The 20,371-nt window shown below is 73.3% G+C and carries 16 protein-coding genes; all 16 read right to left on the minus strand.

From position 1 onward, the window contains the following. Positions 1-1,910, minus strand: a 1,910-nt coding sequence (locus MT994_RS05695; protein WP_354805486.1) for an Ig-like domain-containing protein, incomplete at its 3' end; no start/stop codon positions are given. Positions 1,911-2,263: 353 nt separating this feature from the next. Further along, the gene (locus MT994_RS05700) at positions 2,264-3,268 is read right to left on the minus strand and encodes a polyprenyl synthetase family protein (RefSeq protein WP_114553204.1); all 1,005 of its coding nucleotides are present in this window, start codon (positions 3,266-3,268) and stop codon (positions 2,264-2,266) included. 65 nt (positions 3,269-3,333) lie between these two features. Then, positions 3,334-5,115, minus strand: coding sequence for an NADH-quinone oxidoreductase subunit NuoN (gene nuoN, locus MT994_RS05705; protein WP_137281592.1), 1,782 nt, complete (start codon positions 5,113-5,115; stop codon positions 3,334-3,336). Then, positions 5,112-6,782, minus strand: a complete 1,671-nt coding sequence (locus MT994_RS05710; protein WP_354805488.1) for an NADH-quinone oxidoreductase subunit M — start codon at positions 6,780-6,782, stop codon at positions 5,112-5,114. Before MT994_RS05710 ends, nuoN begins: the two co-directional genes overlap by 4 nt. Before the next feature lie 13 nt (positions 6,783-6,795). Next, the gene (nuoL, locus tag MT994_RS05715; protein ID WP_354805489.1) at positions 6,796-8,826 is read right to left on the minus strand and encodes an NADH-quinone oxidoreductase subunit L; all 2,031 of its coding nucleotides are present in this window, start codon (positions 8,824-8,826) and stop codon (positions 6,796-6,798) included. A 13-nt stretch (positions 8,827-8,839) separates the two neighbouring features. Next, positions 8,840-9,139, minus strand: a complete 300-nt coding sequence (gene nuoK / locus MT994_RS05720) for an NADH-quinone oxidoreductase subunit NuoK (protein ID WP_021482715.1) — start codon at positions 9,137-9,139, stop codon at positions 8,840-8,842. Continuing rightward, positions 9,139-10,083: an NADH-quinone oxidoreductase subunit J gene (locus MT994_RS05725; RefSeq protein WP_354805491.1), complete on the minus strand. Its 945-nt coding sequence runs from the start codon at positions 10,081-10,083 to the stop codon at positions 9,139-9,141. The genes nuoK and MT994_RS05725 overlap by 1 nt, the downstream gene beginning before the upstream one ends. Continuing rightward, positions 10,080-10,811, minus strand: coding sequence for an NADH-quinone oxidoreductase subunit NuoI (gene nuoI, locus MT994_RS05730; RefSeq protein WP_354805492.1), 732 nt, complete (start codon positions 10,809-10,811; stop codon positions 10,080-10,082). The genes MT994_RS05725 and nuoI overlap by 4 nt, the downstream gene beginning before the upstream one ends. Further along, positions 10,804-12,216, minus strand: a complete 1,413-nt coding sequence (gene nuoH, locus MT994_RS05735; RefSeq protein WP_085388429.1) for an NADH-quinone oxidoreductase subunit NuoH — start codon at positions 12,214-12,216, stop codon at positions 10,804-10,806. Before nuoH ends, nuoI begins: the two co-directional genes overlap by 8 nt. Then, a complete protein-coding gene (locus tag MT994_RS05740; protein WP_354805494.1) occupies positions 12,213-14,897 on the minus strand; it encodes an NADH-quinone oxidoreductase subunit G in 2,685 nt (894 codons plus the stop codon). The genes nuoH and MT994_RS05740 overlap by 4 nt, the downstream gene beginning before the upstream one ends. Beyond that, positions 14,897-16,264 carry an NADH-quinone oxidoreductase subunit NuoF gene (gene nuoF, locus MT994_RS05745; RefSeq protein WP_354805495.1) on the minus strand — a complete coding sequence of 456 codons (1,368 nt, stop codon included), beginning with the start codon at positions 16,262-16,264 and terminating at the stop codon, positions 14,897-14,899. Before nuoF ends, MT994_RS05740 begins: the two co-directional genes overlap by 1 nt. Then, positions 16,261-17,145: an NADH-quinone oxidoreductase subunit NuoE gene (nuoE, locus tag MT994_RS05750; RefSeq protein WP_354805496.1), complete on the minus strand. Its 885-nt coding sequence runs from the start codon at positions 17,143-17,145 to the stop codon at positions 16,261-16,263. The genes nuoF and nuoE overlap by 4 nt, the downstream gene beginning before the upstream one ends. Beyond that, positions 17,142-18,404, minus strand: a complete 1,263-nt coding sequence (locus tag MT994_RS05755) for an NADH-quinone oxidoreductase subunit D (protein WP_232322817.1) — start codon at positions 18,402-18,404, stop codon at positions 17,142-17,144. The genes nuoE and MT994_RS05755 overlap by 4 nt, the downstream gene beginning before the upstream one ends. A gap of 113 nt (positions 18,405-18,517) precedes the next feature. Further along, positions 18,518-19,216: an NADH-quinone oxidoreductase subunit C gene (locus MT994_RS05760; protein ID WP_354805841.1), complete on the minus strand. Its 699-nt coding sequence runs from the start codon at positions 19,214-19,216 to the stop codon at positions 18,518-18,520. 74 nt (positions 19,217-19,290) lie between these two features. Next, positions 19,291-19,842, minus strand: a complete 552-nt coding sequence (locus MT994_RS05765; protein ID WP_021481794.1) for an NADH-quinone oxidoreductase subunit B — start codon at positions 19,840-19,842, stop codon at positions 19,291-19,293. 57 nt (positions 19,843-19,899) lie between these two features. Continuing rightward, entirely contained in the window at positions 19,900-20,262 is a 363-nt protein-coding gene (locus MT994_RS05770) for an NADH-quinone oxidoreductase subunit A (protein WP_021481795.1), read from the minus strand. Positions 20,263-20,371 lie beyond the last annotated feature (109 nt).

Genomic DNA, 20,371 nt, shown 5'->3' on the forward strand with positions numbered 1-20,371 from the left:
GAGCGCGGCTCCATCGAGAGGAACGTGAACGTGCCCGCGTCGTAGTTCGGCGTGATCTGCGCCGGGGCGGACTCCGAGACCGACGCCAGGCGCAGCTCGTCCCCGTTCGGGTCGGTGTCGTTGCGCAGCGGCTCGACCGTCACCGGCTGCCCCGCCGGGACCACCACGTGGTCGCTCACCGCGACCGGCGGCTGCGGACCGGGCACCACGTCGACCAGCAGCTTGCCCTCGAACACGCCGCCCTGGCCGTCCGCCACGGTGACCGCGACGATCTTCCGGCCCGTCGAGCCGCCGCCGTCACGCAGCTCGACCGTGCCGTCGGGGCGCGAGCGCACGTCGTCGCCCGCGACCGTCGCGGCCGCCGACGCGAGGTACAGGTCGTCGCCGTCCGGGTCCTTGAAGTACGGCAGCACCTTGATCGACGCCGTCCCGCCCTGCTCCACCCGGACCACGGGGTCGCCCGTCTGCTCCGGCGGGGCGTTCTCTCCCCACGGCGAGACGCGCAGCGACACCGACGCCTCCGCGGTCCCGCCACGGCCGTCGGAGACGGCGTAGCGGAAGGAGCCCTCCCCGGTCGCGTCCTCGGGGACCACGGCCTGGAGCGCGGCGCCGCCCATGATGGTCTGCACGGTCGCGTTCGACGGCGAGTCCCCGACGAGCGACGCCGTCATCACGTCCCCGTCCGGGTCCACGTCGTTGCCCAGCACCGGCAGGATCGTCGTGCGCCCCGGACGTACCCCGAACGCGTCGTCCTTCGGCTGCGGCGGCCGGTTCGGCTGGGACCGGTCCGCGATGAACTGGTCCACCTGCTCGGGGTTCGTCAGCTCCGCGTCGGCCTCCTCGCCCTCGGCCTCCTCGGGCATCTGGACGTCCCAGTCGTCGACCTTCTGGTACTCGTCCGCCGCCATCCACAACGTCCCCGCCGACAGGTCGTTGAGCACGATCACCTGCCGGTTCACCCGGTACTCCAGGCGAGCCTGCGGGTCGATCCCCTCCAGGCGGGTGTCCAGGTCGCGGTCGGTGCCCTCGCAGTCGCGGATCACCTGGCCGGTCGAGGCCCACGCCCCGTACGTGCACGACCCGAGCTGCACGGGCGCCGCCGGGCGGCCCTCGGCGGCGCGGCGGACCGCGTCGCCGCCGGCGAGCGGCTGCGTGACGAGACCGCGCGACGTCGCGACCACCACGTCGTCGGACGCCGCCGAGGGCTGCTGCAACCGCGCCTCCGCGCCGTCCTCGAGCGCCACCGTGCGTCCGCCGGGCAGGACGAGTTGCGACGCGGAGCGGTCCAGCACGACCGGCTCGTCGCCGACCGCGGTCACCTCGACCTCGGCACCCGACCCCACGGGCAGCGTGGTGGACGCGGGCTCCCCCGAGACCGCGCCGCGCGCCGTCGTGCGGACCGTCCAGAGCGTCCCGGTCGACGGGACCGCGACGAACACCGTGCCGTCCTGCGCGACGACGACGTCCCCGTCGCCCTCGACCTCGACCGTCGGGTCGAGCTTCTCGGCGTCGAACGAGGTGGCGCCGTCGAACGGCAGGACCCACAGCAGGCCCTCCTCGCCGTCGAGGATCGCGGTCGTCGCGCCGCCGGAGGCGACCTGCGCCCCGGCCGGCAGGCGGATCTGCCCGTCGAGCTTGAGGTGGGCGACGTCCACGGGCGAGGCGGTCCCGGTGCCCGCGTCCTCGAGGAGCACGCGGCCCTCGTCCTGCTGCACGTCGAACGACGCGCTGCCCGCGTTGAGCGTGCCGTCCATCGCCTGGGACTCGTAGTTGAACCGCCCCACCAGGCCGGCCGACGTCTTCGTCACCCACACGCCCGAGTCGTTGAGGTCCACGTCCGCCGTGGCCTCGCCCTCGGTGAACAGCGCGAGTCCCACCAGCACCGTGGAGAACACCGAGACGGTGCTCACGGACGCGACGGTACGGCGGTGCTCACGCAGGCGCGCCAGGAAACCCACAAGTCCTCCGAGGTGCCGGATCGGGAGGCGACCGGTCCCCTTCGCCGGCCCCCTCGATCTCGCACTTGCCAGGCGGCCCCACCGATCGCGCAACCGAGGATAACGGGAGGGCGAGTGAGATCCGACACCCGTCCCATGGGGAGAACTCCCCTCTCGGTCCGCGCGCCCCGGGCCCCCGGCGCGGACCGCCGTCGGGTGTGCCGCTACCGGCCGGGCCGGACGGGTGTCCCGGGCAACCGGCCCGGGCACCGGGACGGCCTCGCGCCCACGACACCCGGGACCGGAAAGTTCACCCTCTCGGCGCGTCAGGCGGCGCGGTCCGCCAGGGCCTCCGCGAAGGAGCGCAGCGCGTCGCTCACCGGCCCGGGGGGCAGCGTGTCGAGCTCGTCGACGGCGGAGCGGGCCCACCGGACGGCGAGGGCGCGCGTCTCGGCGAGCACCTCGTGGCGGCGCAGCGCCGCGACGGCCGCCGCGAGCGCGGCGTCGTCGGTCAGGTCGGAGTCGAGCAGCTCGACGAGCGCCGCGTCGTCCTCCGTCGCGGTCCCCTGCGCGATGCGCGCGCGCAGCAGGAGGACCGGCATCGTGGGGACCTTCTCGCGCAGGTCGGTGCCGGGCGTCTTGCCCGACTCGTCGCCGGAGGACGCCAGGTCCAGGACGTCGTCGGCGAGCTGGAAGGCGACCCCCAGCCGCTCGCCGTACGCCGCGACCGTCTCGACGACGTCAGCCGGGCAGCCGGCGAACATCGCGCCGAGCCGTGCGGACGTCGACAGGAGCGACGCCGTCTTGTCCGCGAGGACCTCGAGGTAGTGCTCGACGGGGTCGTCGCCCTCGCCCGGCCCCGTGGTCTCGTGGAGCTGGCCGAGGCAGAGCCGCTCGAACGTCCGCGCCTGGATGAGCACGGCCTCCGGGCCGAGCGCCGCCACGGTCGACGCGGCGCGCGCGAAGAGCAGGTCGCCGACCATGATCGCGACGGAGTTGCCCCACACCGCGTGCGCGGACGGAGCCCCGCGCCGCACGGGCGCGGAGTCCATGACGTCGTCGTGGTAGAGCGACGCGAGGTGCGTGAGCTCGACGACGACGGCCGCCTCCGCGACCTCGGGCCGTGCCCCGTCCCCGAGCTCGGCCGCGAGCAGCGTGAGCAGGGGGCGCAGGCGCTTGCCCCCGGCGTTCACGAGGTGCCGCGACGCCGAGTCCGCGAGCGGGTCGGCGTGCGCGACGGCGGCCCGGAGCCGGGTCTCGACCTCCGCCAGGCGCTCGGTGAGGGCGGCCGCGAGCTCGGGGTCCGAGATCGGGATCGCGGTGGTCGTCACGGGAGCGGTCCGCTCGCGCGGGCCGCGGGGCCCGGCGGGCGCGGAGGGGACGGGAGGCACGGAGGTCACGGGACGAACTTAACCGCCTCGGCCGCCAGATCGAGAACCGGGGAGGGGAACACACCGAGGAGGAGCACCCCGATCGCGCACACGGCGATCGCCACGGTCGTCGGTCCGGTCGACCGCACGACGGTCACGCCGGTGCCCTCGGAGGCCTCCGCGCCGCCGTCCGCGCCGTCGCGCACGCCGCCGGACGGCGCCGTGAAGAACATGAGCACGATGAGGCGGACGTAGAAGAACACCGCCACGGCCGAGGCGAGCACACCGACCACCGCGAGCACCCACGTGGAGCCGCCGCCCTGCCCGTCGGGGCCGGCGATCGCCGCGCCGAACGCGGTGAACTTCGCCACGAACCCGGCGGTCAGCGGGATGCCCGCCATGGAGAGCAGGAAGAGCGAGAAGACGCCGGCGAGCCACGGGCTGCGGCGCCCCAGACCCGCCCACTGGGCGAGGTGGGTGGCCTCGCCGAGCACGGCGACGGGCTCCCGGGACGAGCCGTCCGTGACGTTGTCCGCCGCGTCCGAGCCGTCGGCTCCCCCGGCGCCCGCCCCGACGGTGGCGGGCACCCGCTCGCGGACGGGGGCCGTCTCGCGGACGAGCGTGACGACCGCGAAGGCGCCGACCGTCGCGAGGCCGTAGACGAGGAGGTAGAACACCGTCGCCCGCAGCGAGAGCTGGGAGAACCCCAGGACGCCGACGAGGATGAACCCCGCGTGGGCGATCGACGAGTACGCGAGGAGCCGCTTGACGTCGGTCTGGACGGCACCGACGACGGTCCCGACGACCATGGTGAGCAGCGTGACGATCCACAGGGCGACGAACAGGTCCTCGCGCGTGGCCGGCGACGACTGCGCGAGGCCGAGGCTCACGACGTACAGCACGCGCAGGAGCGCGCCGAACGCCGCGGCCTTGGTGCACGCCGCCATGAAGCCGGTGATCGGCGTCGGGGCCCCCTGGTAGACGTCGGGGGTCCACGAGTGGAACGGGGCGGCACCGATCTTGAACAGCAGTCCCGCGAGGATGAGCAGGGCACCGACGACGACCAGCCCGGGCATGCTCGCGAGCGGGCCCTCGGGCGTCGCGAGCGACCGGTACACCTCGACGAGGTCCACCGAGCCGGCGAACCCGTAGACGAGGGCGACGCCGAACACGAACAGCGCGGACGCGAACGCGCCGAGCAGGAAGTACTTGAACGACGCCTCCTGCGACAGCAGACGGCGGCGCCGGGACATCGCGGACAGCACGTACAGCGGGAGCGAGAGCACCTCGAGCGCGACGAACATCACGAGGAGGTTGCCCGTGGCGGGGAAGATCATCATGCCGCCGACGGCGAACAGCACGAGCGGGTAGACCTCGGTCTGCTCCAGCCCCTTGCGCCGCGTGAGGTCCTCGTACGGCGAGCCGGGGACGGCGGCCGCGGACGGCGCGAACGCGTCCTGGCCGGTCGACGTCCGGTCGGCGATCACGAGGATCGCCAGGAACGCGAGCAGCACGACGATCCCCTGGATCGCGAGCCCGAAGGGGTCGATGACCATCGACCCGCCGAGCACCCGCACGCCGTAGGCGGCGCCGTCGGTGCCCTGGACGGCGGGGTCGCGCCACAGCACGACGACGAGCGCGAGCGCCGCGGCGGTCGCGAGCAGGGCCAGGACGACCTGCACCGTGCGCCGGACGCGCGCCGGGACGAACGCCTCGACGAGCACGCCGACGACGCCGGCGCCGAGCACGACGAGGACCGGGGCGAGATACAGCCAGTCGACCGTGGGGGCCACGAAGGAGTCGTTCACGACTCGCTCCCTTCGTCGGAGCTACGAGTGACGGACGTGCCCTGGCTCGAGGAGGCGACCTGCTCGGTCCCCGCGGCGAACGGGTCGGAGCGCGGCGGGTCCTCGACGCCCGCGACCGCGAGGTCGGAGAGCGTCACCTCGGCGGGCTCGCGCACGAGGTCGAGCGCGGGCGCCGGGTAGAACCCGAGGACGAGGAGGGCGACGATCAGCGGCGCGACGACCCACTTCTCGCGCGCGCCCAGGTCGGGGAGCCGGTCGAGCCCCTCGCGCGTGCCGCCCGTGAAGATCCGCTGGTAGGTCAGCAGCACGTAGAGCGCGGCGAGCACGACGCCGAGCACCGCGACGAGCGCGGCCCACGGGCTGCGCGCGAACGTCCCGACGAGGACCATGATCTCGCTGACGAACGTCGACAGGCCGGGCAGCGACAGCGCGGACAGGCCCGCCACGAGGAACGTGCCCGCGAGCACCGGGACGACCTTCTGCAGGCCGCCGTAGTCCGCGATGCGCTGCGAGCGCTCGGGGTGCCGCGCGACGAGGAAGCCCGCCAGGAGGAACAGCGCCCCGGTCGAGATCCCGTGGTTGACCATGTAGAGCGACGAGCCGGACACGCTGAGCGACGTGAACGCGAAGATGCCGAGCACGATGAACCCGAAGTGCGACACCGACGTGTAGGCGATGAGCCGCATGAGGTCGCTCTGCCCGATCGCCATGAGCGCGCCGTACAGGATCGACACGACGGCGAGCACGACGACGACGGGCGCCGCCCACCTGCTCGCGTTCGGGAACAGCGGCAGGCACAGCGTGAGCATCCCGAACGTGCCCACCTTGTCCAGGACGCCGACGAGCAGCGTGGACGTGCCTGCGGGCGCGTGCTGCGCGGCGTCGGGCAGCCAGGTGTGCACAGGGAAGAGCGGCGCCTTGATGGCGAACGCGAGGAAGAAGCCGAGGAACAGCAGCCGCTCGATCGTGACCGGCATCGGGTTCTCCGCGAAGTACCCCACGAGGTTCGTCGTGAGGAACGCGTCCTCGGGCCGCGCGCCCGTGGCCGGGTCGATCGGCACCTGGACGTAGAGCGCGATGACGGCCGCGAGCATGATGAGGCCGCCCGCGAGCGAGAACAGCAGGAACTTCACCGCGGCGTAGCGCCGCCGCGCACCGACGCCGAACCCGCCGATCATGAAGTAGACCGGGATGAGCATGGCCTCGAACAGCACGTAGAAGAGGAACACGTCGCGCGCGACGAACACCGCGACCATGAACGCCTCGAGGAGCAGCACGAGCGCGAGGTAGTGGCGCAGGCGGCGGACGTCGCCGTCCTGCTCCTTCCACGCGGCGAGCACGACGAGCGGGACCAGCAGCACCGACAGCGCGACGAGCGCGAGCGCGACGCCGTCGGCGCCGACCGCGTAGCTCGCCCCGATCTGCGGGATCCAGCGGTACGTCTCGGCGAGCTGGTGGGTACCGGCCGCGGACGTGTCGAACGCGGTGAACGCGCCGACGAGCAGGCCGAGCTCGACGAGCGCCGCGCCGAGCGCGATGCCGCGCACGGCACGCAGCGCGCCCGCGCCGACGCCGCGTGTGCGGGCCGCGGCCGTGAACCACACCGCCGCGGCACCCACCAGGGGCCAGGCGATGAGCAGGGACAACCAGGGGACGGAGGTGGTCATGGGTGTCTCCCTCTCAGCTCGCGGAGCCGGTGGTCAGGGCGAGGACGACGGCGACGACGACCACGAGGCCGCCGAGCATCGTCGCGCCGTACGAGCGCACGTAGCCGTTCTGCCACCCGCGGAGCCACTCCCCCACCTTGCCGACGAGGCCCGCCAGGCCCATCCAGCCGCCGTCGACCATCTCCTTGTCGGCGTAGACGAGCGAGCGCGTGAGGTACTGGCCGGGACGCATGAACACGGTCTCGTTGACGTCGTCCTGGTACAGGTCGCGGCGGGCCGCGCGCGTGAGCACGGAGCCGCGCGGGGCGCGGACCGGGACGCTCGACATCGCGTACTGGCGCCACGCGAGGGCGGCGCCCGCGAGGACGAGCAGGAGCGTCAGGGCGATGAGCGACCAGACGGGCAGCACGGGCTCGTGGTGCTCGGCGTGCCCCGTGACGGGCTCGAGCCACGTGACGAAGCGCGAGCCCGCGGCGAGGATGCCGCCCAGGGCCACCGACCCGACGGCGAGGACGATCATCGGCCACGTCATGAGGCGCGGGGACTCGTGCGGGTGCTGGACGGGACCGTCCTGCGGGCCGAGGCCGTCCACGGAGCCGCCGCCGTCGTTCCAGCGGCGGCGACCGGAGAACGTCATGAAGAACAGGCGCGACATGTAGAACGCCGTGATCCCCGCGCCGAGCAGCGCCACGCCGCCGAAGACCCACGCCCGCCACGGCTCGCCGTCGACGGGGACGAACGCGGCCTCGATGATCTTGTCCTTGCTCCAGAAGCCGGAGAACGGCGGGATCCCGAGGATCGCGAGCCAGCCCATCATGAAGGTGATCCACGTGACCTTCATGTACCGCGCGAGGCCGCCGAACCGGCGCATGTCGACCTGGTCGTCCATGCCGTGCATGACGGACCCCGCGCCGAGGAACATCCCGGCCTTGAAGAAGCCGTGCGTCACGAGGTGGAAGATCGCGAACGCGTAGCCGATCGGGCCGAGCCCGGCGGCGAGGATCATGTAGCCGATCTGCGACATGGTCGACGCGGCGAGCGCCTTCTTGATGTCGTCCTTCGCGCAGCCGACGATCGCCCCGAAGAGCAGCGTCACCGCACCCACGATCACCACGACGAGCTGCGCCGTCGGCGCGCCCTCGAAGATCGGCGCGGACCGCACGACGAGGTAGACGCCCGCCGTGACCATGGTCGCGGCGTGGATGAGCGCGGAGACCGGCGTCGGGCCGGCCATCGCGTCCCCGAGCCACGCCTGGAGCGGGAACTGCGCCGACTTGCCGCACGCCGCGAGCAGGAGCGCGAGGCCCGTCGCCGTGAGCAGCGCGGTCGAGGCCTCCGGCACGCGGGCGAACACCGTGCTGAAGTCGAGCGCGCCGAACGTCGCGAACATGAGCATCATCGCGACGATGAGGCCGATGTCGCCCACGCGGTTCATGACGAACGCCTTCTTCGCCGCGACCGCGTACGCCCGGTTGTGGTTCCAGAACCCGATGAGCAGGTACGACGCGAGGCCCACGCCCTCCCAGCCGACGAACAGCAGGAGGAACGAGTCGGCGAGGACGAGGACGAGCATCGCCGCGATGAACAGGTTGAGGTACGCGAAGAACCGGCGCCGGTCGCGGTCGTGCGCCATGTAGGCGACCGCGTACACGTGGATGAGCGTCCCGACGAACGTCACGAGGAGCACGAACGTCAGGGACAGCGGGTCGATCCGCAGCCCGACGGCGAGGTCGAGCCCGCCGGACGCGATCCAGTCGAACAGGCGGTAGTCCACGACGCGCTCGTCGACCGGGAGGCCGAGCATCGACACGAAGAGGACCAGGCCCACGACGAACGCCGCGGCGGACATGAGCACGCCGAACCAGGCGCCCCAGCGGTCGCTACGGCGGCCCGCGAGCAGCAGGACCGCCGCCCCGACGAGCGGGAGCAGCACGAGCAGCGGTGCGGCGAGGAACGCGCCCGGGACCGTCTCGGTCGCGGGCACGACGTCGGTCGCGGTCAGCAGTCCGCCCGCCGACGGCAGGGCGGGAAGGAGCATCGTCATCGGTGCCGGCCCCTCAGCTCTTGAGCAGGTTGACGTCGTCGACCGAGGCGGACCGACGGGTGCGGAAGATGGACACGATGATCGCGAGGCCGACGACGACCTCCGCCGCCGCGACCACCATGACGAAGAACGCGAGGACCTGGCCGGTCACGTCGCCGTGGATGCGGGCGAACGTGACGAACGCGAGGTTGGTCGCGTTGAGCATGAGCTCGATGCCCATGAACACGATGATCGCGTTGCGGCGCAGCAGGACCGTCGCCGCGCCGATCGCGAAGAGGATCGCGGCCAGCACGAGGTAGTGGGTGAGCTCCATCAGTCCTCTCCTCCCGGGGTGGCGCCGGGCACGCGGGACCGGCCCGGGTCGTCGGGACCCCCGACGTCGCCGGCGGGCGGCTCGCCCTCGGGCGGCTCGCCCTCGGGCTGCTCGGCCGTCGCGGCCTGCACCACGCGCTCGTTCGCGTCCTGGGCCCGCAGCGCGGGCAGGGCACGGTGCGGCTCGTGCTCGACGAGCACGTCGCGCTCGGCCTCGAGGATCGTGCCGGCCGAGCGCTCCTGGCCACGGATCCGCAGGATGCGGGACACCGACTCCTCGATGGGCCGCCCCTGCGGGTCGAGGGCCGGCGTGTCCATCGCGTTGTTCTGCGCGTAGACGCCGGGCGCGGCGAGCGGCGTGAGCCGGCCGCCCGAGGGCAGGGCCGCGACCTTCGCGTCCGCCTGCTCGCGCTGGCCGACCTTCGGGGTGAGCCGGCGCCGGTGCGTGAGCACGAGCGCCGAGACCGCGGCGGTGATGAGCAGGACGCCCACGACCTCCATCGCGAACACGTAGTCCGCGAAGAGCACGCGCGCGAGCGCCGTCGGGTTCGTCACCGCGTTCGCGGCCTCGAGGCCGACCGCGGGCGGGAACGCCGCCTGCGACACGACGCCGACCAGCACGGCCCCGAGCCCGAGCCCGAGCAGCACGCCGATCCAGCGCTGGCCGCGGATCGTCTCGACGAGCGAGTCCGACGCGTCGACGCCGACGAGCATGAGCACGAAGAGGAACAGCATCATCACGGCGCCCGTGTAGACGACCACCTGGACGACGCCGAGGAACGGCGCCTCCTGCGCGATGTAGAGGATCGCGAGGTCGACCATGACGAACATGACCGCGATGGCGGCGTGCACCGCCTTGCGCGCGAAGAGCAGCGAGAGCGCCGCGAGCACCATGAGGGGGGCGAGGACCCAGAAGAGGACCGCCTCGCCGCCGCCCCCGATCACCGCGCGCCCTTCCGGGCCGACGGACGGGCGGACCGCCCGGACGGCTGCGTGACCCGTCGGACCTCCGGCTCGCGGCCCGCCGGCTCCGGCGGGAGCGTCGGGTCGTCCGGCCGGTGCTCGCGCACCCACTCCACCTGCTCGGCCACCGGTCCGCTCACCTCTCCGCGGTAGTACTCGGTGTCCGACGTCCCGGGCACCATCGGGTGCGGCGCGGCGAGCATGCCCTCGCGCAGCGGCGCGAGCAGGTCCTGCTTCTCCCAGATCATGCCCTCGCGCGTCGGCCCGGCGAGCTCGTACTCGTTGGTCATCGTCAGCGCGCGCGTCGGGCACGCCTCGATGCACAGGCCGCAGAAGATGCAGCGCAGGTAGTTGATCTGGTAGACGCGGCCGTACCGCTCGCCGGGCGACATGTGGCCGCCGTCGGGCAGGTCGGCGTTGTCCGCGCCCTCGACGTAGATCGCGTCCGCGGGGCACGCCCACGCGCACAGCTCGCACCCGATGCACTTCTCGAGCCCGTCGGGGTATCGGTTGAGCTGGTGCCGGCCGTGGTAGCGAGGCTTGGGCGGCACCTTCTGGCGCGGGTACTGCTCCGTCACGGTCGGCCGGAACATCGAGGAGAAGGTCACGCCGAACCCGGCGACGGGCGCGACGAGCTCGCGAAAGCCCCTCGCCTGCGGCCGGCGGACCTCGTACTCGCCCGGCCGGTCCGGCTTCTGGTCGTCAGCCACGGTCGACCTCCTTGTCGTGCGGTGTGTCGCGGGGGGCACCGGCACCCGGTGCGGACGTCCGGGCCGCGCCCGCGTCGTCGGGCACGAGGGCCCGACGGCGCGGCGAGGGCGGGAGCGACTGGCCGGGCAGCGGCGGCACGGGGAAGCCGCCGGCGAACGCGTCGAACGGCTCGGGCGCGGCTCCCGCGGCGCGCGGAGCGGCGCCGGGTGGCGCCTTCTTCTCGGGCCAGAACCAGACGACGACCACGACGACGAGGGCTATCGCGACCGCGATCCCGATGAACACGCGCAGGTCCACGTCGAGGAACTGGCGCACGGCCTGGGCGACGGCGAGCAGCACGAGCCACGCGAGGGCGAAGGGGATGAGGACCTTCCAGCCGAAGCGCATGAACTGGTCGTAGCGCAGGCGCAGCAGCGTGCCGCGCACCCACACGAAGAAGAACATGACGGCCCAGACCTTGACGAGGAACCAGAGGATGGGCCACCAGCCCTCGTTGAACATCCCGTCGTTGATCGCCGAGAGCGGCCACGGGGCCCGCCACCCGCCGAGGAACAGCGTCGTCGCGACCGCGGAGACGTTGAGCATGTTGATGTACTCCGCGAGGAAGAACCACGCGAACTTCATCGACGAGTACTCGGTCATGTACCCCGACACGAGCTCGCCCTCGGCCTCGGGGAGGTCGAACGGCAGGCGGTTCGTCTCGCCGACCATGGAGATCACGTAGATGACGAACGCCGGCAGGAGCGGGAGGAACCACCACAGCTGCGTCTGCGAGTCGACGATGCGCGAGGTCGACATCGACCCCGCCATGAGGAAGACGGAGACGAGCGACAGGCCCATCGCGAGCTCGTAGCTGATGACCTGGGCCGTCGAGCGGACCGACCCGAGCAGCGGGTACGTCGAGCCGGACGACCAGCCGCCGAGCACGATCCCGTACACGCCGAGCGACGCGCACGCGAGGATGTAGAGCGTCGCGACCGGGAAGTCGGTGAGCTGGGCGGGCGTCACGTAGTCCGTGAACGGGATCTGCACCTCGGGCCCGAACGGGATGACCGCGAACACGAGGAGCGCGCAGAACACGGAGATCATCGGCGCGAGCAGGTAGACGAACTTGTCGGCCGCCTTGACGGTGATGTCCTCCTTGAGCAGGAGCTTCATCGCGTCGGCGAGCGACTGCAGCAGGCCGAACGGGCCGTGCCAGTTCGGGCCGGGCCGCACCTGCATGCGGGCGACGACCTTGCGCTCGAACCAGATCGCGAAGAGCACGCTCGTCAGCAGGAACACGAGGATGAGGACGGCCTTGACGAGGTACGTCCAGCCGTTGTCCTGCGAGAAGTTCGCCGTGATGCCGGGCACCGCCGGCGTCTCGGTGGCCAGCGCGTGGAGCGCGTGCAGGCCGCTCATGCGCCCTCCCCTCCGTCGGTGGTCCCCGGCTCGAGCCGGACGAGGTCGCCCGGCACCGCGCCGAGCGTGGCGTGCACGGACGACCCCGGCGAGCGCAGCGGCAGCCACACCACGTGGTCGACCATGTCGGTCACCACCACGGGGAGCGTGACCGCGCCCCGGTCGGTGACGACCCGCACGAGCTCGCCGTCGAACACGTCGACCGCAGCGGCCGTGGCCGCCGACAGGCGTGCCACGGGGCGCTTGGCCGTGCCGGCGAGGTACCGCTCGCCGTCCTGGCCGCGCGCGTCGTCGAGCAGGAGGCGCCAGCTCGCGAGGACCGCGGTCCCCGGCGCGACGGCGGGCGGCTCGGTCGCGTCGACCGTGGGCGCCGCGGCGCGCGCGCCGTCCCACGCGCCGTCGCCCACGAGCTGCTCGAGCTCGGCGCGCACGGCCTCGAGCGTCGACAGGCCGAGCGGGGCGCCGGCGGCGTCCGCGAGTGCGTCGAGCACGCGGTGGTCGGGCATCGCGGTCGAGGCGAGCGCGGCCGGGAACGGGCGCACGCGCCCCTCCCAGCTGACGAACGCCCCGGCCCGCTCCACGGGCGGCGCGACCGGGAGGACGACGTCGGCGAGGTCCGTCACCGCCGAGCGCCGCACCTCGAGCGAGACGACGACGTCCGCCGCCTCGAGCGCGCGGCGCGCGTGCGCCGGGTCGGGCAGGTCGTCGAGCTCGAGCCCGCCCACGAGGACGCCCGCGAGCTGGCCGACCGAGAGCGCGTCGAGCATCTCCCCCAGGTCGCGGCCCGGCGCGGTGGGCAGCCCCGCGGGGTGGTCCTCGGTGGTCGCCGCGCCCCACACGGTCGCGACGTCCACGCGGGCCGCGGCGTCGGCGACCGGGCGTCCGCCCGGCAGGAGGTTGGGCAGCGTGCCCGCCTCGACGCCGCCGCGCTCGCCCGCTCGGCGCGGGACCCAGGCGAGGCGTGCGCCCGTCGCGGCGACCGCGCGCAGCAGCGCGCTGTACCCGCCGGGCGTCGTGGCGAGCCGCTCGCCCACGAGGACGACCGCCCCCGGCTGGCGGAGCGCGTCGCTCGCGTCGGCGAGGACGTCGTCGGTGCCGCTCGCCTCGTCGAGCGTGCGGACCCGGTCGCCCGCGGCGATGCCGTCGAGCCACTCGGCCTCGGTCCCCGGGGCGGCGGGGAGCAGCGTGCCGTGCATGCGCTGCACGCCGCGCGACGCGAACGGCGCCACGGAGAACACGCGGACCCGGTGCCGCAGCGCGCCCTTGCGCAGGCGCAGGAACGCGACGCCCGCCTCCTCCTCGGCCTCGAGGCCGACGAGCAGGACCGCGGGGGCCTTCTCGAGGTCGGGGAAGGTCACGCCGAGACCCGTGCCGGCGACCGCGTGCGCGAGGAAGTCCGCCTCCTCCGCGCTGTGCGCGCGGGCCCGGTGGTCGACGTCGTTCGTGCGCAGCCACGTGCGCGCGAGCTTGGCGTACGCGTAGGCGTCCTCGACCGTGAGCCGCCCGCCCGGCAGGACGCCGACCCCGCCCGCGTCGCGGGCCCGGGTCAGGGCGTCGGCCGCGACCTCGAGCGCCTCGGCCCACGAGGCCGGGCGCAGCTCGCCGCGCGTGACGGTCCCGTCGGGCGCGACCTCGCGGTCGCGCACGAGCGGGTGCGTGAGACGGTCCGGCGCGGACTGCCACGTGAAGGCGAAGCGGTCCCGGTCGGTGATCCACTCCTCGTTGACCAGCGGGTCCTCCCCCGCGAGGCGGCGCAGCACGACGCCCCGGCGGTGGTCGACGCGGATCGCCGACCCGGACGAGTCGTGCTCGGCGATCGACGGCGTCGAGACCAGGTCGAACGGGCGCGACCGGAAGCGGTACGCCGCCCCCGTGAGCGCGCCGACCGGGCAGATCTGCACGGTGTTGCCGGAGAAGTACGACGCGAACGGGAGGCCCGCCTCGTCCTCCAGGGCCAGGCCCACCGGGCGGTCGCCGGGCGCCTCGCCCGCGGGCGGCGTGAAGTCGAGCACGGCCTCGTCGAAGCGCCCGATCTGCTGCGCGGCGCCGCGCTTCTGCAGGTCGATGAACGCGTCGCCCGCGATCTCCTGGGAGAAGCGCGTGCACCGCTGGCACAGGACGCAGCGCTCGCGGTCGAGCAGGATCGTCGTCGAGACGGCGATCGGCTTGGGGAACGTGCGCTTGACGTCGACGAACCGGCTGGTCGCGCGCCCGTTGCTCATCGCCTGGTTCTGCAGGGGGCACTCGCCGCCCTTGTCGCACACCGGGCAGTCGAGCGGGTGGTTGATGAGCAACAGCTCCATGATCCCGTGCTGCGCCTTGTCGGCGACCGGGCTCGTGCGCTGGGTCTTCACCACCATGCCCGGCGTCGCCTCGAGCGTGCACGACGCCTGCGGCTTCGGCATGGGCCGCACGTTGCCCTCGCGGTCGGGCGCCGCGACCTCGACGAGGCACTGGCGGCACGCCCCGGCGGGCTCGAGCAGCGGGTGGTCGCAGAACCGCGGGATCTGGATCCCGATCTGCTCGGCCGCGCGGATCACGAGCGTGCCCTTGGGCACCGACATCTCGATGTCGTCGATCGTGAACGTCACCTGGTCCGCGGGGGCCGGGGGCTTGGCCGCGCCGCCCGAGGGCGCGACGGCCGAGGAGCCGGTGCCCGGGGCGGGGGTCGTGGTCGTCATCAGTGCACTCCTGCCGTCAGGACGCGGGCCGGGCGGGGCGTGTAGTCGAAGAGTGCCGAGGCCGCCGGGTCGAACGGGCAGCGGTGCTCCGTGATGTGCGCCTCGTACTCGTCGCGGAACAGCGCGATGCTGCTCGTGACGGGCGACGTGGCGCCGTCGCCGAGCGCGCAGAACGCACGGCCCAGGATGTTGTCGCACGTGTCGAGGAGCAGGTCGAGGTCGGCCTCCGTGCCCTGGCCCGCCTCGATGCGCGCCAGCACCTGCTTCATCCAGTACGTGCCCTCGCGGCACGGCGTGCACTTGCCGCACGACTCGTGCGCGTAGAAGTCGGTCCACCGGCTCACGGCCCGCACGACGCACGTCGTCTCGTCGAAGAGCTGGAGCGCGCGCGTGCCGAGCATCGAGCCCGCCGCCGCGACCGACTCGTAGTCGAGCGGGGTGTCGAGGTGCGCGTCGGTGAACAGCGGCGTCGACGAGCCGCCCGGCGTCCAGAACTTCAGCGCCTTGCCCCCGCGCATCCCGCCCGCGAGGTCGAGCAGCTCGCGCAGCGTCGTGCCGAGCGGGGCCTCGTACTGCCCCGGCCGCGTCACGTGCCCGGAGAGCGAGAACAGGCCGACGCCGGCCGAGCGCTCCGTGCCCATCGAGGTGAACCAGTCCGCGCCGCGCGCGACGATCGACGGCACGCTCGCGATCGACTCGACGTTGTTGACGACCGTCGGGCGCGCGTACAGGCCCGCGACCGCGGGGAACGGCGGCTTGAGCCGCGGCTGCCCGCGGCGGCCCTCGAGCGAGTCGAGCAGCGCCGTCTCCTCGCCGCAGATGTACGCGCCGGCCCCGGCGTGGACCGTGACGTCGAGGTCGAAGCCCGACCCGAGCACGTTCTTGCCGAGGTAGCCGGCCTCGTACGCCTCCTCGACCGCGCGCAGCAGGCGGCGGTACACGTGCAGCACCTCGCCGCGCACGTAGATGAAGGCGTGCCGGCACCCGATCGCGTACGACGTGATCGCGACGCCCTCGACGAGCGCCTGCGGGCTCGCGAGCATGAGCGGGATGTCCTTGCACGTGCCCGGCTCGGACTCGTCCGCGTTGACGACGAGGTAGCGCGGGCCGCCGTCGGGCGCGGGCAGGAAGCCCCACTTCATGCCCGTGGGGAACCCGGCGCCGCCACGGCCGCGCAGGCCGGACGCCTTGACCGTCGCGACGACGTCGCCCGGGTCCTGCCCGAGCGCGGCGCGCAGGCCCGCGTAGCCGCCGCGGTCCAGGTAGGACGCGAGCGTCCAGGACCGGTCCGCGTCCCACGTGTCCGACAGGACCGGGGTCAGCGGGTCCGGCGCCGGGCGGGTCTCGGTGCTCTGCTGCTCGCTCATGCGTCCGCTCCCTTCGACGGGTCGGGCTTCGTGCCGGGCGACTCGGCCTTGCCGCCGGGGTCGACGTCGGCGTCGGTCGTCGGCTTCCGCTCGGCGCTCGACTGCGCCTCGCCGGCGTCGGGCGCACCGCCGGCGGGAGCGCCGCCGTCCGGGGCCGCCTCCGCGTCCGTCTCGCCGGTCGGGGCTGTCCAGCCGTGCTCGCGCGCGAGCCGCAGGCCGGCGAGGGTGGGCTCGCCCGCACCGACGCCCTCGTCGGCGCGGCCGTCGGGGAAGCCGGCGAGCACGCGGCTCATCTGCTTGAACGTGCACACGCTCGCCGCGCCGCGCGTCGGGGCGACGGGCTCGCCGGCACGGAGCCGGTCCACGACGTCCGTCGCGCTGCCGGGGGTCTGGTTGTCGAAGAACTCCCAGTTGACCATCATCACGGGCGCGTAGTCGCAGGCCGCGTTGCACTCCACGCGCTCGAGCGTGATCGCGCCGTCCTCGGTGGTCTCGTCGTGCCCGACGCCGAGGTGGTCCGACAGCTCGTCGAAGATCGCGTCGCCGCCCATGATCGCGCACAGCGTGTTCGTGCAGACGCCCACGGTGTAGGTGCCGTTGGGGTGGCGCTTGTACTGGGTGTAGAACGTCGCGACGGCGGAGACCTCCGCGGCGGTGAGCCCGAGCTGCTCCGCGCAGAACAGGATGCCGTCGCGCGACACGTAGCCGTCCTCGGACTGCACGAGGTGCAGCATCGGCAGCAGCGCGGAGCGGGACTCGGGATAGCGCGCGACGATCTGCGCGGCGTCGGCGGCGAGGCGCGCCGTCGTCTCCGCGTCGTACCCGGGGCGGGCACGCCCGGCGGGCGTCCCGTCCGTCGCAGGTCCGGCGTCGATGGTCATCGGTCCACCCCTCCCAGCACCGGGTCCAGGGACGCGACCGCGACCACGACGTCGGCCACCTGGCCGCCCTCGCACATCGCCGCCACGGCCTGGAGGTTGTTGAACGACGGGTCGCGGAAGTGCGCCCGGTAGGGGCGCGTGCCGCCGTCGGACACGAGATGCACCCCGAGCTCGCCGCGCGGGTGCTCCACGGTCTGCCACGCCTGCCCCACGGGGACCCGGAAGCCCTCGGTGACGAGCTTGAAGTGGTGGATCAGGGCCTCCATCGAGGAGCCCATGATCTCCTTGATGTGCTCGAGCGAGTTGCCCTGGCCGTCGCTCCCGATCGCGAGCTGCGCGGGCCACGCGATCTTGCGGTCGCCGACCATGACGGGCTGCCCCGCCGTCGCCTCGAGGCGGTCCAGGCACTGCGCGACGATGTGCAGCGACTGGTAGCACTCCTCGAGCCGCAGCACGACGCGGTCGTAGCAGTCGGCGCCCGTCGCGGTCGGGACGTCGAAGTCGTACGTCTCGTAGCCGCAGTACGGGTCGGCCTTGCGCACGTCGTACGGGTGGCCCGTCGAGCGCAGCACCGGCCCGGTGACGCCGAGCGCCATGCAGCCCGCGAGGTTGAGGTGCCCGACCCCGACGAGGCGCCCCTTGAAGATGGGGTTGGCGAGCATGAGGTCGCCGAGCTGGCCGAGGTAGCGGCGCACGAGCGGGTCCGCCCGGCGCACCTGCTCGACGAGGTCCGGCGGCACGTCCTGCGCGACGCCGCCCGGGCGGACGTACGCGTGGTTCATACGCAGCCCCGTGACCGCCTCGAAGATCCGCAGGATCTCCTCCCGCGCGGTGAACGCGATGGTCATGACGGTCGTCGCGCCCATCTCGTTGCCGCCCGTGCCGAGGCACACGAGGTGGGACGCGATGCGGTTGAGCTCCATCATCAGCACGCGGATGACGCTGGCCCGCTCGGGCACGTCGTCCGTGATGCCGAGGAGCTTCTCGACCGCGAGGCAGTACGCCGTCTCCTGGAACAGCGGCGCGAGGTAGTCCATGCGGGTGCAGAACGTGACGCCCTGCGTCCACGTCCGGAACTCCATGTTCTTCTCGATGCCGGTGTGGAGGTAGCCGATGCCGCAGCGCGCCTCGGTGACCGTCTCGCCGTCGATCTCGAGCATGAGGCGCAGCACGCCGTGCGTCGACGGGTGCTGCGGACCCATGTTGACGACGATGCGCTCCTCGCCGAGCGCGGCGGCCGCGACGGCGCTCTCCGCGATCTCGGCCCAGTCGCCGCCGGACGCCTCGAAGCTCGGGACGCCGGGGTCGAAGTCGCCGACGGGCGGACGGGTGGCGTGCGGGGCGCCGCCGGGGGCGCCGGTGGTGTGCGTGCTCACGAGTACGACCTCCTCGTGTCGGGCGGGGGCACGGTCGCGCCCTTGTACTCGACGGGGATCCCGCCGAGCGGGTAGTCCTTGCGCTGCGGGTGGCCCGGCCAGTCGTCGGGCATCTCGATGCGCGCGAGCGACGGGTGGCCGTCGAAGACGATGCCGAAGAAGTCCCACGTCTCGCGCTCGTGCCAGTCGTTCGTCGGGTAGACGGACGTCGTGGTCGGCACGTGCGGGTCCGCGTCGGGCACCGACACCTCGAGCCGCAGCCGCCGGCCGTGGGTGATCGAGGTCAGGTGGTAGACGGCGTGCAGCTCGCGGCCGACGTCGTGCGGGAAGTGCACGCCGCTCACGCCCAGGCTCAGCTCGAAGCGCAGGTCCTGGTCGTCGCGCAGCGCCCGGCACACCTCGACGAGGTGGTCGCGGTGTACGTGCAGCGTCAGCTCTGCGTGGGCGCCGGGCGGGTCGACGACGACGCGCTCGACCGCGGCGTCGAACCCGACGCCGGACGCCTCGAGCACCTCCGCGAGGACGTCCACGACCTCGTCGAACCAGCCGCCGTAGGGGCGGGCGCTCGCGCCCGGCATCGCGACGGGCTGCACCAGGCCGCCGTAGCCGGACGTGTCGCCCGAGCCGTGGACGCCGAACATGCCCTCGCGGACCTCGACGACCTCGAGCGTGCGGGGCGCCCCGGCACCGGTCACGAGGTCGGCCGACCGGGGGCCGTTCACCTCCTCCGGCTGCGGCACCGGCGTGCCGGCGCCGCTCTTCTCGTCCGTCACCGCAGCAGCCCCTTCATCTGGAACGTGGGCGTCGCCTCGAGCGCCGCCGCCTCGGCGGCGCGCGCCGCCTCCTTGCGGTTCACGCCGAGCGGCTCGTGCTGGATCTGGTCGTGCAGCGCGAGGATCGCGTTGATGAGCATCTCCGGCCGCGGCGGGCAGCCGGGCAGGTAGATGTCCACCGGGACGACGTGGTCGACGCCCTGGACGATCGCGTAGTTGTTGAACATGCCGCCGCTCGACGCGCACACGCCCATGGACAGGACCCACTTGGGCTCGCTCATCTGGTCGTAGACCTGCCGCACGACCGGCGCCATCTTCTGGCTCACGCGCCCGGCCACGATCATGAGGTCCGCCTGGCGCGGCGACGCGCGGAAGACCTCCATGCCGAAGCGCGACAGGTCGAACCGCGACGCGCCCGCCGCCATCATCTCGATGGCGCAGCACGCGAGGCCGAAGGTCACGGGCCACAGCGACGCCTTGCGCAGGTACCCCGCGAGGTCCTCGATCGTGGTGAGCAAGAAGCCCGAGGGAGCTTCCTCGATCCCCATGGTGTCTCTCCTAGTTCTCTCGCCGGTGCCCGCCGGGGCCCCCGCTGGGTGCCACCGTCAGTCCCACTCGAGGCCGCCGCGGCGCCACTCGTAGACGAACGGGACGGTGATGAGCGCGAGGAACGCGAGCATCGCCACCAGCCCGAACGTCGCGAGCGTCGCGAAGTCGACGGCCCACGGGTAGAGGAAGACGACCTCGATGTCGAAGACGATGAACGTCATCGCGACGAGGTAGTACTTGATCGGGAAGCGCCCGCCGCCGACGGCGTGGGGCGTGGGCTCGATGCCGCACTCGTAGGCGTCGAGCTTGGCACGGTTGTACCGCTTGGGGCCGATGACCGCGCTCGCGGCGACGCCGCCGAGCGCGAGCACGGCGGCCACGCCCATGAGGACGAGCAGCGGGACGTACGGGTTGGTCATCGTCGACTCCTCGAGTGGGGGCTCGGGACGGGTCTCCCCGGACGGCGTCGTCCGGGTCCGCGGTCAGGTGGTGCGAGTGCCGGCGCTGCGTGGTGCGCGGGTGCCGGCC

Source organism: Cellulosimicrobium sp. MI9406 (assembly GCF_040595865.1).
Taxonomy (GTDB): domain Bacteria; phylum Actinomycetota; class Actinomycetes; order Actinomycetales; family Cellulomonadaceae; genus Cellulosimicrobium; species Cellulosimicrobium funkei.